This is a genomic window from Luteimonas sp. 3794 (genome assembly GCF_031456825.1).
GTDB lineage: Bacteria > Pseudomonadota > Gammaproteobacteria > Xanthomonadales > Xanthomonadaceae > Luteimonas.
The window spans coordinates 15797-30187 of record NZ_JAVDVJ010000011.1; the positions used below are offsets into that span (position 1 = coordinate 15797).

The 14391-nt window shown below is 67.9% G+C and carries 9 protein-coding genes; 3 read left to right on the forward strand and 6 right to left on the reverse strand.

Annotated features, from left to right (window positions below; genetic code table 11):
* Positions 1–24: 24 nt before the first annotated feature.
* The 3 genes from J2X52_RS13675 to J2X52_RS13685 all read right to left on the reverse strand — a co-directional run bounded on the left by J2X52_RS13675 (position 25) and on the right by J2X52_RS13685 (position 4917).
* The gene (locus J2X52_RS13675; RefSeq protein ID WP_310154359.1) at positions 25–1713 is read right to left on the reverse strand and encodes an AarF/UbiB family protein; all 1689 of its coding nucleotides are present in this window, start codon (positions 1711–1713) and stop codon (positions 25–27) included.
* Complete coding sequence (locus J2X52_RS13680) at positions 1713–2219, reverse strand: CinA family protein (protein WP_310154362.1); 507 nt, start codon at positions 2217–2219, stop codon at positions 1713–1715. Before J2X52_RS13680 ends, J2X52_RS13675 begins: the two co-directional genes overlap by 1 nt.
* Positions 2220–2361: 142 nt before the next feature.
* Positions 2362–4917: a TonB-dependent receptor gene (locus J2X52_RS13685; protein WP_310154364.1), complete on the reverse strand. Its 2556-nt coding sequence runs from the start codon at positions 4915–4917 to the stop codon at positions 2362–2364.
* Positions 4918–5184: 267 nt separating this feature from the next.
* On the opposite strand from J2X52_RS13685, the gene mutS reads away from it, so the two are divergent.
* The 3 genes from mutS to J2X52_RS13700 all read left to right on the forward strand — a co-directional run bounded on the left by mutS (position 5185) and on the right by J2X52_RS13700 (position 11715).
* The gene (mutS, locus tag J2X52_RS13690; RefSeq protein ID WP_310154366.1) at positions 5185–7785 is read left to right on the forward strand and encodes a DNA mismatch repair protein MutS; all 2601 of its coding nucleotides are present in this window, start codon (positions 5185–5187) and stop codon (positions 7783–7785) included.
* A 532-nt stretch (positions 7786–8317) separates the two neighbouring features.
* Entirely contained in the window at positions 8318–10564 is a 2247-nt protein-coding gene (katG, locus tag J2X52_RS13695) for a catalase/peroxidase HPI (protein WP_310154370.1), read from the forward strand.
* 203 nt (positions 10565–10767) lie between these two features.
* Positions 10768–11715 (forward strand): SDR family NAD(P)-dependent oxidoreductase, encoded by a 948-nt coding sequence (locus J2X52_RS13700; RefSeq protein WP_310154373.1) that lies wholly within the window; start codon positions 10768–10770, stop codon positions 11713–11715.
* Positions 11716–12038: 323 nt separating this feature from the next.
* On the opposite strand, the gene J2X52_RS13705 is transcribed toward J2X52_RS13700, so the two are convergent.
* The 3 genes from J2X52_RS13705 to trmD all read right to left on the reverse strand — a co-directional run bounded on the left by J2X52_RS13705 (position 12039) and on the right by trmD (position 14308).
* On the reverse strand, positions 12039–12452 hold the full coding sequence (locus J2X52_RS13705) for an RNA-binding S4 domain-containing protein (protein ID WP_310154376.1): 414 nt from the start codon (positions 12450–12452) through the stop codon (positions 12039–12041).
* A 496-nt stretch (positions 12453–12948) separates the two neighbouring features.
* The gene (rplS, locus tag J2X52_RS13710; RefSeq protein WP_232136089.1) at positions 12949–13392 is read right to left on the reverse strand and encodes a 50S ribosomal protein L19; all 444 of its coding nucleotides are present in this window, start codon (positions 13390–13392) and stop codon (positions 12949–12951) included.
* 148 nt (positions 13393–13540) lie between these two features.
* Positions 13541–14308, reverse strand: coding sequence for a tRNA (guanosine(37)-N1)-methyltransferase TrmD (gene trmD, locus J2X52_RS13715; RefSeq protein ID WP_310154573.1), 768 nt, complete (start codon positions 14306–14308; stop codon positions 13541–13543).
* Positions 14309–14391: the final 83 nt, after the last annotated feature.

The following is a 14391-nucleotide window of genomic DNA, read 5'->3' on the forward strand; positions in this document are numbered from 1 at the left end:
CGGACGCCGCATCGGCGCCGCGGCTCAGCGGTGTCGGCCCGATCGCCAGATCGACAACAGGATCCACACCCCGCCCAGCGCGGCGCCAACGAAGCCGACGACGCCCAGCGCCATCAGCCAGCGGTTTCCGGACCCGGCGCTGACCGCGTTCATCACGATCGACGAGCCGATGATCAGCGCGGCCACAACCACGCCCATCGTCATCCGGTTGGCCGCGCTGTTGACCTGGTCGCCGAAGGCCTTGAGCGAGGTCACCTCGATCTGCCCGCGCAACCGTCCGCGACGTGCGCTCTGCACCAGCCGGCGCAGGTCGCGCGGCAGGTCCGCCAGCAGGTCCAGCGCGCCCGACAGCGACTGCTGGCCCCGCAGCGCCAGCGCGCGCGGCGAATGGCGCTGCCACATCAGCCGCTGCAACCAGGGCTGGGCGGCGCCGGTCATGTCGAAATCCGGGTCGAGCTGCCGGCCCAGGCCTTCGAGCGTCAGCAGCGCCTTGATCAGCAATGCGAGATCCGGCGGCAGCATCAAACCGTGGCGGCGCAGCAGTCCGGTGACGTCGCCGAGCATCGCGCCCATGCGCAGATCCTTCAGCAGCACGCCGCGGTACTGGTCGACGAAGGCATCGATCTCCGACTGCAGCCGCGCCTCGTCGACCTCGGCGCCTTCGGTCCAGTCCAGCAGCACGTCGCACACCGTCTGCGGCTGCTGGAACACCAGGCCGTAGAGCAGTCGGGCGACCTGCTCGCGCAGCGTCGGCGACACGCGCCCGACCATGCCGAAGTCGATCAGCGCCACGCGCCCGTCTCGCATGAAGAACAGGTTGCCGGGATGCGGATCCGCGTGGAACAGGCCGTCCTCGAACACCATCTGCATGAGGATGTCGGCGCCGGTCATCGCCAGCGCGTGGCGATCGAGGCCGGCGGCGTTGATCGCGGCGAGGTCGCCAGCCGGAATGCCGTCGACCAGCGCCTGCACGTTGAGCCGTTCACTGGTCCATTCCCAGTACACGCGCGGAATCAGCACGCGCGTGTCCTCGGCGAAGTTGCCGGCTATGCGCTCGGCATTGCGGCATTCGCGGGCGAAATCCAGTTCCCGGCGCAGCGACGCGTCGAACTGGCGCACCACCTCGACCGGGCGGTAGCGACGCAGGTCGGGCGCCTGCGACTGCACGATCTCGGCCAACCGCGCGAGCAGGCGCAGATCGGCCTCGACGACTTCACGGATGCCGGGGCGGCGGATCTTCAGCACCACCGGCGTGCCGTCGTGCAGCCACGCGCGATGCGCCTGCGCCAGTGAGGCCGCGGCCATCGGCACGTCCTCGAAACGTGCGAACACGCGCTCGGGCGCATCGCCGAGGTCTTCTTCGAGCTGCGCGCGCAGCGCCTCGATCGGGACTGCGGGCACATGGCTCTGCAGGCGACCGAGCTCTTCGATCCACTCCGGTGGCAGCAGGTCGACGCGGGTGGCCAGCACCTGGCCGAGCTTGACGAACGTCGGCCCGAGATCCTGCAAGGCATGACGCACGCGTTCGGGTGGCGACAGCCGCAGCACGGAATCCTCGCCGCCGCGCCCGATGTGCAACAGGCGTCCCGCACTTTCCAGTGCGCCGGCCATGCCGATGCGCTGCACCAGATCGCCGAAGCCGTAGCGCACCAGCACCGCGCCGATTTCCTGCACCCGTCCGAGATCACGGACGGTGGCCAACGTCTCCCACATCAGCGCGCGCCCACGGTCTCGACCAGGCCCTGCAGCGCAGCCATCACGGTCTGGCGACGCACGGCATCGCGATCGCCGTCGAACTGGAACAGTTCCGCGCGCGCATAACCGCCGCGCCGCTTCCATCCGATCCACACCGTGCCGACTGGCTTGTCGTCGCTGCCACCACCGGGGCCGGCGATGCCGGTGACCGCGACCGCGACGCTGGCACCGGAATTGACCAGCGCACCGGAGACCATTTCGATCACGGTCTCGCGGCTGACCGCGCCGTGGGTTTCCAGCGTGTGTGGGTTCACGCCCAGCAGCGCCTGCTTGGCCTCGTAGCTGTAGGCCGCCATGCCGCAGTCGAACCAGTCCGAGCATCCGGCGATATCGGTCACAGCCTTGGCGATCCAGCCGCCGGTGCAGCTCTCGGCGGTGACGAGCCGATGGTGATGGGTCTGCAACAGCGCGCCAGTGGCTTCGGCGAGTGCGTGCAGCGCGGCATCGGTGTGGGTGTCGTGCATGGATCGGCCCGGTGAGGGAAGCGGCCGTTGTACCGCATCGCGGTGCGCGCGTCGCCCCGCGCCGGGGTGATGCTGCATTTCAAAGGCGCTGAAACGCGAACGGCCGACCCTCGTGGGCCGGCCGTCGCGTCGAGGCGATGGATCAGTAGCGCATGCGCAGCGTCATGCCATAGGTGCGCGGCGCACCGAGGAAGGCGTTGAACGACCCCGTCTGGATCGGCGCATCGATGCCGACCTGCTTGTAGGTCTCGTCGGTCAGGTTCTGGCCCCAGAACTCCAGCATCCAGCGCTGGTCCTGGCGCCCGAAACCGACGCGTGCATTGAGCACCGTGTAGGCGTCCTGCATCTTCTCCGGCTTGAGGTCCGAGCCGGTGTTGTATTCGGACATGTACTTGGCACCGATGTTGAAGCGGCCCTGCAGCGCCGCGCCGATGTCCCAGGAATAGGTGGCCGAGGCATTGCCCGACCATTTCGGCGCGAAGCTCATCTGGTTGCCGGGCAGCAGCGGCAGGTCCGGCACGATGTCGTTGCCGTACTCGGTTTCCGCGTAGGTCAGACCCCCCTGCAGCATCAGGCCCGGCATGCGGGTCTGCCACAACACCTCGGCGTCGATGCCCTGCGAGGTCACCTTCGGGATCGAACGCACGACGAACGCAGTGCCCAGGAAGCTGTTGAGCTGGAAGTCCTCATAGGTCTGGTGGAACAGCGCCCCGTTGAAGACCAAGTTGCCCCCGGCCCAGCTGGTCTTCAGGCCCAGCTCGTAGCTGTCGACGAACTCGCCGTCGAAGGCGGTGTCGTCCACGGGCGTGATGCCCACCTGCACGCGGTCGAGATTGAAGCCGCCAGCCTTGTAGCCGCGCGAGGCCGATACATAGGTCATGACGTCATCCGACCAGTCGTAGGCGACCTTCAGCGTGCCCGACCATTCCTTTTCGGTGCGCTCCTGGAACGTGCTGCGGCCGTTGTGCGCGATGTTCGCCCACGGCAGGCACATGAAGCCCGCGACCTGCGGCGCGATCGCCGGCACCAGACCGGCCAGCAGCTGCTGCTGCAGTGCGGGCGGCAGGCTGGCGAAGCCGTTGATGCGCTGCGCCAGTGCACCGCCCACGCGTGCGGCAGGGTTGGCCAGCGTCGCCGCGCAGCCCTGTGCGCCGTTGGGATTGGCGAAATCCGACTGCAGCGTCTTCTTCTCGCGGGTGTAGCGCAGGCCCAGGGTGATGTCGAGCGCGTCGGTCACGCGGAAGGTGTTGTTGGTGAACAGCGCAGCGCTCTTGGCGTTCTGCTCGTAGCGATCGAGCGCGCCCTGGCCGGTGAAGTTGGTGCCGAACGGACGGCCGCTGACCTGCGACAGGAACGTCGCCGGATTCGCGGTGTTGACCGTCAGCCCGAGCGGGGCCAGCTGCGCGGCGAGCGCAGGCAGCACCTGCGAGGCGACGGCCGTCGACAGGTAGGGCTCGTAGGCCGGGCCGAAGAAGTAGGAATCGTTGCGGCCCAGGTCCTCATCTGAATAGAAGAAGCCGACCATCCAGTCGAGGCGGTCGCTTGCGCCGGTCAGGCGGAATTCCTGACTGAAGTTCTCGAACTTCACCAGCGAGCCGTCGGGATTAGGCGGGCGATAGAGGATGTCCGCGCCGCTGTAGTCGAAGTCGATGCTGGTGATCGCTTCCCAGTCGCGGAAGGCGGTGATCGAAGTCAGCACCGCGTCGTTGGCCCACGGCGTAGTCCAGTTGACCTCGGCGGAGACGCCCTTGTCCTTGAGGTCCTGTTCGGTCGTGCGGTTGGCGTAGGCGAGCCGGCGGTCGAGATCGACGACCGGGATGATGCCCTCGCCACCCGGCGTCAAGGCATCGATGATCGGCGCAGTCGGGCCGCGGAACGTGGTCATCGACACGCAGCAGTTCTCTTCGCGGCTGGTGTAGTCGGCGATGAAATTGATGTTGAGGTTCGACGTGGGCTCGATCAGCAACTGGCCGCGCAGCGAGTGGTAGTTCTGGTCGCCGTCCTCGGTCTCCTGGCGCGGACCGCCGCCGGTGTCCACATTGTCGACGCCGTCGCGCTTGCGCTTGGTGGCGAAGATGCGGAACGCGGCGTTGTCGCTGAGCGCGTCGTTGTACGAAGCCGACACACCGAGCATGCCGTAGTTGCCCACCGTGACCTCACCCTCGAGCGCCTGCGTGTAGCTCGGCCGCCGGGTGATGACATTGATGACGCCGGCCGAGGTGTTCTTGCCGAACACCGTGCCCTGCGGGCCCTTGAGCACCTCGATGCGCTCCATCTCGCCCAGATCGCCGAAGCCGACGCTGTTGCGCGCGCGGTAAACGCCGTCGATGACGATGCCGACCGAGGATTCCAGACCCGGGTTGTCGCCCACCGTGCCGATGCCGCGGATGCGCGCGGTGGTCTGCGCGGCGGACTGGGTGCTGGTGACGGTGAGGCCGGGCACCAGGACCTGCATGTCCTTGATGTCGCGCACGCCGGTGTCCTGCAGCAACTGCTCGGGCAGCACATTAATGACGATCGGCACGTCCTGCAGCGCTTCCTCGCGCTTCTGCGCGGTGACGGTGATCGCCGACAGCGTGGTGGGTGTTTCGCTTTCCGTAGTGGTCGACTGCGCCAGCACGGGCGTGGCGGCCGTTGCGGCCAATGCGACGACGACGGCATGACTGAGCAGGCTGCGCTGCAACTGACGTGAATCCATGTTGTCCCCCGAGTGACGTGGTGTGGTTCTTTTCAAAAACCGACGCCCGACGGCATTGCGCCATCGGGATTTCCCGCCGCTCCGGTCATCGTGGGGGACAGACCGGAACGACCAGCAGTTGCCTGCCTTGAACGGAAACCTAACACACCTTCCACACGCGTGCGCATGGAACTCGCATGCCGGTCACAGCGGGGTTGGCGACCTCCCGCGGACCGCGGAAAACTGCGGTTTCGGGCAGACTATGCGGCCGGCCAAACGAGCGATTTGATGTCCGCGCCCCAGCACACGCCATTGATGCAGCAGTTCTTCGCCGCCAAGGCCGATCACCCCGATGTGCTGCTGTTCTTTCGCATGGGCGATTTCTACGAGCTGTTCTACGACGACGCCCGCAAGGCGGCGCGGCTGCTCGACATCACCCTGACCCAGCGCGGCAACTCGGCCGGCGCGCCGATTCCGATGGCCGGCGTGCCGCATCATGCGGCCGAAGGCTATCTGGCGCGACTGGTCGCGCTGGGCGAGTCGGTCGCGATCTGCGAGCAGATCGGTGATCCCGCGGCGAGCAAGGGCCTGGTCGAACGCAAGGTGGTGCGCATCGTCACGCCGGGCACGGTGACCGACGAGGCGCTGCTGCAGGAACGGCGCGACACCCTGCTGATGGCGGTCGCGCGCAACCGGGCCGGGCATTACGGCATCGCCTGGGCGGACCTCGCCGGCGGCCGGTTCCTGGTCTGCGAATGCGCCACCGAAGACATGCTCGAAGCCGAGATCGCGCGGCTCGACCCGGCCGAACTGCTGGTGCCCGACGAGGACGGCTGGCCGGGCTTTCTATCCGGACGCACAGGCGCGCGCCGACGGCCTCCTTGGCTGTTCGATGCCGACTCCGGCCGGCGCCAGCTGCTGCAGTTCTTCGGCCTGCACGACCTCACCGGTTTCGGCATCGACGACAAACCGCTGGCGATCGCATCCGCGGGAGCGCTGCTCGGCTACGTCGAGGAAACGCAGAAGCAGCGGCTGCCGCATCTGACGTCCATTGCGGTGGAAAGCGGCGACGGCGCGATCGCGATGAACGCCGCGACGCGCCGACACCTCGAACTCGACACCCGCGTCGACGGCGACACCCGCAACACCCTGCTCGGCGTGCTCGATTCCACGGTCACGCCGATGGGCGGACGTCTGCTGCGGCGCTGGCTGCACCGGCCGCTGCGCGACCGTGTCGTGTTGGGCGAGCGCCTGCATGCGGTGCAGACGCTGATCGATTCCGGTGACGACGAGACCCTGCGCGAGCGCTTCCGCGCGCTCGGCGACATGGAGCGCGTGCTCACGCGGATCGCGCTGCGTTCGGCGCGCCCGCGCGACCTGTCCACGCTGCGCGACGGTCTGGCGATGCTGCCCGATCTGCGCAGCGTTCTCGGCACACTTGATTCGCCACGGCTGCGCGCATTGCACGACAGCCTCGGCGAGCACGCAGGCGAAGCGCATCTGCTGGCCACCGCGCTGGTCGAGCAACCGCCAGTGCTTGCGCGCGACGGTGGCGTGTTCGCGGATGGCCACGACGCCGAACTCGCCGAGCTGCGACGCCTGAGCACGCACGCCGACCAGTTCCTCGTGGATCTGGAAGCGCGCGAGCGCGCGGCCAGCGGCATTCCGACGCTGAAGGTCGGCTACAACCGCGTCCACGGCTATTACATCGAAGTCTCCAAGGCGCATTCGGCGAAGGCGCCCGCGCACTACACGCGCCGGCAGACGCTGACCAACGCCGAGCGCTACATCACCGAAGAACTCAAGACCTTCGAGGACAAGGTGCTATCGGCGCGCGAACGGTCACTGGCCCGCGAACGGCTGCTGTACGAACAGTTGCTCGACGCGCTCAACGACCGCATCGAAGCGCTCAAGCACTGCGCCGGCGCGCTTAGCGAGCTCGACGTGCTGGCCTGCTTCGCCGAGCGCGGACAGGCGCTGGACTGGTCGCGTCCGCAGCTCGACGACGCGCCGGGCATCTGCATCGAGCGTGGCCGTCATCCGGTGGTCGAAGCGGTGCGCCGCGAGCCGTTCGAGCCCAACGATCTGGTGCTCGGCGACGGCGATGCATTCGATTCGCGCCGCATGCTGGTCATCACCGGCCCGAACATGGGCGGCAAAAGCACCTATATGCGCCAGAACGCGCTGATCGTGCTGCTCGCGCACATCGGCAGCTTCGTGCCGGCATCGCGCGCGGTGATCGGACCGATCGACCGCATCCTGACCCGGATCGGCGCCGGCGACGATCTCGCCAAAGGCCAGTCGACCTTCATGGTCGAGATGGCCGAAACCAGCTACATCCTGCATCACGCCACCGACCAGTCGCTGGTGCTGATGGACGAGATCGGCCGCGGCACCTCGACCTACGACGGCCTTGCGCTGGCCGATGCCTGCGCGCGGCATCTGGCCGCCGCGAACCGCAGCTACACGCTGTTCGCGACGCACTACTTCGAGCTCACCGCGCTCGCGCAGCCCGGCAGCGGCATCGCCAACGTGCATCTCGACGCCGTCGAGCATCGCGACAAGCAGGGCGGCGAAACGCTGGTGTTCATGCACGCGGTCAAGGCCGGCCCGGCCGACCGCAGCTTCGGCCTGCAGGTCGCCGCGCTGGCGGGTTTGCCCAAGGCTGTCGTTCGCGATGCCCGCGCGCGCCTGGCCGAACTCGAACAGCGTCGTCATGACACGCCTGCGCCCGCACCGATGTCGGCGGGCACACTCGACAGCCCGCAGCAGATCGGGCTGTTCGCACCGCCGTCCGCGGCCATGGAAGCGCTGGCCGGGCTGGATCCTGACGAACTCACGCCGAAGCAGGCGCTGGAAGCGCTGTACCGGCTGCGGGCATTGCTCTGAGGCGCGCGGCTCGGCCGACTCACGCTTCCACGCGTCCGACCTGCGCTTCCGCGCGCCTCAAGGACCGTCGCCCCAGCGCATGCTGGGGCGCTTGTTGACCTCGGCGCACCGGGCGAAATTCAGCCTGAATGGCCCGCAGCCCAGCTGCTGATCACCGCGCCTGCATGCGGCACGACGACGCGCGTTGGCGCTTCCCTGCACGCACGCACACGGGTGGATCGAATGGGCAGAGCGCGCAACGCCCGATAGCCCACACCTATCGAATAGACGCGAACAATCGATTTCCCTCCCGGCAATGACAGGGCCTACCCTGAACGTCCAATACGGGAGGTCGCCAGCCATGCGCCAGCACATCGATCGCTACCGAGCCCGATCTCGCCGTCCCGCACCTGTCGCTCAATCCGCGGGCTGACCCGCGCTTCGCCTCGATCCGCCACCGGCAGATCGACCGTCACCTGCGTTCCGTATACCTGTTCCGATGGACGCTCTCTGGCGCGCCATCGCCGCTCGATCACCCGGGAGAATTCCAGCCATGTCGACCGAAGCCAAATGTCCGTTCCACCAGACCGCCGGCGGCGGCACCAGCAATCGTGACTGGTGGCCGCAGCAGCTGCGTCTGGACCTGCTCAACCAGCACTCGTCGAAGTCCGACCCGATGGGCGCGGATTTCGATTACGCCGCGGAGTTCGCCAAGCTCGACTACGCCGCTCTCAAGCGCGATCTCGCCGCGTTGATGACCGATTCGCAGGACTGGTGGCCGGCCGATTTCGGCCACTACGGCGGCCTGTTCGTGCGCATGGCCTGGCACAGCGCCGGCACCTATCGCATCGGTGACGGGCGCGGCGGCGGCGGTCGCGGCCAGCAGCGCTTCGCCCCGCTCAACAGCTGGCCCGACAACGTCAGCCTCGACAAGGCACGACGCCTGCTGTGGCCGATCAAGCAGAAATACGGCCGCGCCATTTCCTGGGCGGACCTGATGATCCTTACCGGCAACGTCGCGCTGGAAACCATGGGCTTCAAGACCTTCGGCTTCGCCGGCGGCCGTGACGACACCTGGGAGCCGGACCTCGACGTGTACTGGGGCCGCGAGACCACGTGGCTCGGCGGCGACGTACGTTACGCGCACGGCTCGCACGGCGTGCCGAAGGGTGGCGACGACGGCGTGCTGGTCTCCGATGACAACGCCGACGGCGACGTGCATTCGCGCAAGCTGGAGAACCCGCTGGCCGCGGTGCAGATGGGCCTGATCTACGTGAACCCCGAAGGCCCGGACGGCAATCCCGATCCGCTGCTCGCAGCAGCGGACATCCGTGACACCTTCGGCCGCATGGCGATGGACGATGAGGAAACCGTCGCGTTGATCGCCGGTGGCCACAGCTTCGGCAAGACCCATGGCGCGGCGCCGTCCGAACACGTCGGCGAGGAGCCCGAGGCGCACACACTCGAAGCGCAGGGCTTCGGCTGGCACAACAGTTTCGGCAGCGGCAAGGGCGCCGACACGATCACCAGCGGCCTCGAAGTCACGTGGACGAAGACGCCGGCGCAATGGAGCAATGACTTTTTCGAACACCTGTTCGGTTTCGAATGGGAACTGTCGAAGAGCCCGGCCGGCGCGCAGCAGTGGGTGGCAAAGAATGCGGAGGCGACGATTCCGCACGCCTATGACGCGTCGAAGAAGCTGCTACCGACGATGCTCACGACCGACCTCGCGCTGCGCTTCGATCCAGCCTACGAGAAGATCTCGCGGCGCTTCCTCGAAAACCCGGACCAGTTCGCCGACGCGTTCGCGCGGGCGTGGTTCAAGCTCACCCACCGCGACATGGGACCGCGCGCGCGTTATCTCGGCCCGGAAGTGCCGGAAGAAGTGCTGATCTGGCAGGACCCGGTGCCGGCGGTCGAACACGCGTTGGTCGACGATGCGGATATCGCATCGCTGAAGCAGGCGATCCTCGCCAGCGGCCTGTCGGTCTCCGAACTGGTCTCCACGGCGTGGGCCTCGGCCTCGACGTTCCGCGGTGGCGACAAGCGTGGCGGCGCGAATGGCGCACGCATCCGGCTCGCCCCGCAGAAGAACTGGGCAGTCAACAATCCGCCGCAGCTGGCGAATGTGCTGGCCACGCTGGAAAACGTGCAGGCCGATTTCAACGGCAAGGCCGCAGGCGGCAAAAAGGTCTCGCTAGCCGACCTGATCGTGCTCGGCGGCGCGGCCGCGGTCGAAAAAGCCGCGCAGGACGCAGGTGTCTCGGTGACCGTGCCGTTCTCGCCTGGCCGCGGCGATGCCTCGCAGGATCAGACGGATGTCGAATCCTTCGATGCGCTGGAACCCTGGGCCGACGGTTTCCGCAACTACGCCAAGGGTCACTCTGCGGTGCCGCTGGAGCATCTGCTGATCGACCGCGCGCAGCTACTCACCCTGACCGCGCCGGAGACGACTGTGCTGGTCGGCGGCCTGCGCGTGCTCGGCGCCAACCATGACGGTGGCCAGCACGGCGTGCTGACCGATCGCCCGGGTGTGCTGTCGAACGACTTCTTCCGCCACCTGCTCGATATGGGCACCGAGTGGGCGCCGTCGGGGCGCACCACATTCGAAGGGCGCGACCGCGCGACCGGCGCCGTGAAGTGGAGCGGTACCCGCGTCGACCTCGTCTTCGGCTCGAACTCGGTGCTGCGTGCACTGGCCGAGGTCTATGCCAGTGACGATGCGCAGGAGAAGTTCGTGCGCGACTTCGTCGCGGCCTGGGCGAAGGTCATGGACCTGGATCGCTACGACCTGCGTTGATCCCTGCCTGATTCGCCCTCGGGCGATGCTGTGATCGGACGCCGATGCCAACGCATCGGCGTTCGCGTTTGTGGCAGTGGCGCGGCAAGCGGAACGCATCCTGCAGGCCGTTCTTCAGGCACTCGCAATTCTCATCGCGCGTGATGCAATCCCGAGGCCGTCCTACACTCGACGTCCCGATCCGTTACGGAACCGACGACGCGATGACTCTCGATCTACGCAGGCGCCGCCTGCTGCAGGCCGGCACGCTGGCCGCACTGTCGACCGCCCTGCCCGGCTTCGCGCGTACGCAGGTATTCGATGCGGCGACGACCGCCGAACAAGCGACCGCCGGTCTCGACCTCCGTGGCCGCACCATCGTCGTCACCGGCTGCAACTCCGGCATCGGCCAGGAAACCATGCACGTGCTGGCACTCCGCGGCGCGCACGTGATCGGTACCGCGCGCTCGCGCGCGACCGGCGAAACCGCTTGCGCTGCGGTTGAAGGCCGCGCGACGCCGGTGGTGCTGGATCTCGCCGATTTCGATTCGGTGCTGGCCGCAAGCGACACCATCCGCGCGTTCGACGTGCCGGTCGATGCATTGGTCTGCAATGCCGGCGTCGTGCTCGACGCGCTGGAGCAAGTGCGCGGCATCGAGAAGACCTTCGTCGTGAACCATCTCGGTCATTACCTGCTGGTGCGGCGCCTGCTCGACCGCGTGACCGCCGCGCCGGAGGGCCGTGTGGTGGTGCTGGGCAGCGGCGACGAACGCAACGCGCCGCCGGGCGGCATCCAGTTCGACGATCTTTCCGGCGCCAACTGGGATGCGCGCTACGCACATTCGAAACTCGCGAACGGCCTGTTCTCGCTGGAACTGTCGCGTCGCCTGGCGAGTACGCGCGCGACGTCCAACTGCGTCTCGCCCGGCCACACGCGCAGCAACATCCTGCGCAACGTCGGCAGCCGTTACCGCGATGATGCGCGCAGCGTGCAACAGGGTGCGGCCACGCCGTGCTGGCTGGCGGCCTCGCCCGCAGCGTCCGGCATCAATGGCGCCTTTTACCGCGATTTCGCACCGGCGCCGCAGAGCGACGCGCAGCGCGATGCCGCCATGGCGGCGCGGCTGTGGGCCGTGTCCGAGAGCCTCGTTGGCGACTGGCTGCCGGGCTGACGATGTCGCTCAGCCTGACTTCGGTCTGCCGCCAATCCTGATGCCGGGCGCGGTCTCCCGGCACTCCCTGGGCAGCGATTCAGTGCGCGGCGCAGGCGAGCCCGGCAACTGCGCCTCGCGCAATTGGCGCGCTGCGTCCGCACACCACGCCGGGTAGCGAGATCCGGCATCCGCCCGGAACTCGTCCTGACTCGCACATCCAGAAAACCCGATCACGCCTGCCAATACGACCGCCTGCCGAATCCGCATCGTGCACCTACCAGTCCTTGGGTGGTGGTGCCAGCATGCCGCAACGGGCTGGTGCCATCTCGAACAGGCGCGTTTCAGAGCGCGTCGATATCGCCGAGTGCACGGATCAGCTTCCGCGCGCGCTTGTCGGGTTTGTGTTCCGGCGCCTGATAGCCAGCCCGCGCGGCGCGCGCCTCGGCCAGCCGCGCCAGCCGTGCTTCACGCGAGGCGTCGGTCTCGCTGTACAGCGTCTGCGCAACGCTCGCCGGGCCACGCGTGTCCGACAGTCCGGCGACCGCGATGTCGAACACTTCCTCGCCGCGCGCCACGCGCAGCGAGTCACCGATGCGGACCGCGCGCGCGGGCTTCGCACGCTGTCCACCGACATCGACCTTGCCGGTTTCGATCGCCTGCTTGGCCAACGCGCGGGTCTTGAAGAACCGCGCGGCCCAGAGCCAGAGGTCGAGGCGGACGCTGTCGGCGGCGTTGGGAATCCGGGCTTCGCTCATGCGTCCGATATCGGTGCGCCGGCGGGCAAATCAAGCAGTGCGCGGAAGCCGCGTGGCGTATTCCCGAGCGAGGGAAGGCCCTCGCAGCTGGCCATGACGCCGCCGACGATCGACACACCCTAGTCCATGGCCCGCATCCGGCTACCGAGTTGCGCGCCGCTGTTCAGCGCCAGGGGAATTGCGGTTGCGCACGCGTTGCAGGACAGAGCGCACGCGCCGCAGCGCCGCAGACCCCGTTCGATCTGCCTGGCCGGAGCGCCGCGGCCGCACCGGCAAGGCCCGGATCGCGGCCGAGCGGACACCCTGCGTTTCGGCGACGAGGTCGCCGACCACATCCACGGGCCTTCGGGCGCAAGACCCACGCTGACGTTCGCCCGGAGCAGCACGAGTCAACGCGCTCACCGCCAGGGCTGGGCACGCAGCACGCCATAGTCCTCATTCCCCAAACGCAAACGGCCGCCTTGCGGCGGCCGTCTTGCGACTCGGAGCGGTCCGATTACTCGGCAGCGGCAGCCGGTGCTGCAGCGGCTGCGGCCTTGTCGGCGCGCGCCTTCTCGTTCTTCGCCTTCGCCGAAGCGGACAGGTCTTCCTTGATGCGCGCCTTCTTGCCTTCCAGGCCACGCAGGTAGTACAGCTTGCCCGCGCGAACGGCGCCACGGCGCTTCACTTCCAGCGAGTCGATGATCGAGCTGTGGGTCTGGAAGACGCGCTCAACGCCGAAGCCGTGCGAGATCTTGCGGACGGTGAACGCGGAGTTCAGGCCGGCGTTCTTCTTGCCGATGACCACACCTTCGTACGCCTGCAGACGCTCGCGGTTGCCTTCCTTGACCTTCACGTTGACGACAACGGTGTCGCCCGGGCCGAACTCGGGGAGTTCGCGGGTGGTCTGGGCGCTTTCGAAGTTCTGCAGCAGGGTGTGCAGGGAGGGCTTGTTGGTCATGGTCTTGGCCTGTTGGTGTCGTTATTGGCGTGGTGCACGTGGACGCACGCTCTGGCTTTTCGGCGAGCTCTTGGGCTCTGGTGAAACGGGTTAGCCGCGCATTATAGACGGGGTTGCGGGGCGAATGCCAGCACCGGGGCGGACGGGATCAGCCGTCAGAGCCACCGGACACATCCCCGCCCTGCGCCGCACGCCAGGCCGCCAGCAGGCGCCGATCGGCCTTCCCCAGCGCGGCCTCGTCGATCAGATCGGGACGTCGTTCCAGCGTGCGCACCAGCGACTGCTGGCGTCGCCACTTGGCGATCTCGGCATGATTGCCCGACAGCAGCACGTCCGGCACTTGTCCCAGTGCGTGCGTGACCGGGCGGGTGTAGTGCGGGCAGTCGAGCAGGCCATCGCCTTCGAAGCTGTCCTGCACCGCGGATTCCGCATCGCCCAGTGCCCCGTCCTGCAACCGCGCGACGGCGTCCACCACGACCGCCGCGGCCAGTTCGCCACCCGACAGCACGTAATCACCGATCGACAGTTCCTCGTCGATCTCGGCCTGCAGCAGGCGTTCGTCGACGCCCTCGTAGCGCCCGCACAGCAGCAGCAGGCGTGGCAGGGCCGCGAGCTCGCGCACCTTGGCCTGGGTCAGCGGGCGCCCCTGCGGACTCATGTAGATCACGCGGACAGGCGCCGGGTCCGCTGCGCGGGCAGCGGCCAGCGCGGCGCGCAGGGGCTCGATCAGCATCACCATGCCCGGACCGCCGCCGAAGGGACGATCGTCGACACGGCGGTAGTTGCCTTCCGCGTAATCACGCGGATTCCAGCCCTGCATCGTCAACAGCCCACGCTCGCGCGCGCGGCCAACGACGCCGACGGCTGCGGCCTGGTCGATGAAGTCCGGAAACAGACTGACGACGTCGATGCGGATGGCGCGTGCATCGGCAGACGCGCGGACCGCCCCTGCGGACGCGGCGTCGTCTGGATTCGGAATGATTTCGGACGTCATGGCAT

Excerpts from the sequence above, each read along its gene's own strand:
- J2X52_RS13680 (WP_310154362.1), bottom strand. The coding sequence starts at position 2,219 with ATGCACGACACCCACACCGATGCCGCGCTGCACGCACTCGCCGAAGCC.
- J2X52_RS13700 (WP_310154373.1), top strand. The coding sequence starts at position 10,768 with ATGACTCTCGATCTACGCAGGCGCCGCCTGCTGCAGGCCGGCACGCTG.
- J2X52_RS13685 (WP_310154364.1), bottom strand. The coding sequence starts at position 4,917 with ATGGATTCACGTCAGTTGCAGCGCAGCCTGCTCAGTCATGCCGTCGTC.
- J2X52_RS13705 (WP_310154376.1), bottom strand. The coding sequence starts at position 12,452 with ATGAGCGAAGCCCGGATTCCCAACGCCGCCGACAGCGTCCGCCTCGAC.
- rplS (WP_232136089.1), bottom strand. The coding sequence starts at position 13,392 with ATGACCAACAAGCCCTCCCTGCACACCCTGCTGCAGAACTTCGAAAGC.
- mutS (WP_310154366.1), top strand. The coding sequence starts at position 5,185 with ATGTCCGCGCCCCAGCACACGCCATTGATGCAGCAGTTCTTCGCCGCC.
- katG (WP_310154370.1), top strand. The coding sequence starts at position 8,318 with ATGTCGACCGAAGCCAAATGTCCGTTCCACCAGACCGCCGGCGGCGGC.
- J2X52_RS13675 (WP_310154359.1), bottom strand. The coding sequence starts at position 1,713 with ATGTGGGAGACGTTGGCCACCGTCCGTGATCTCGGACGGGTGCAGGAA.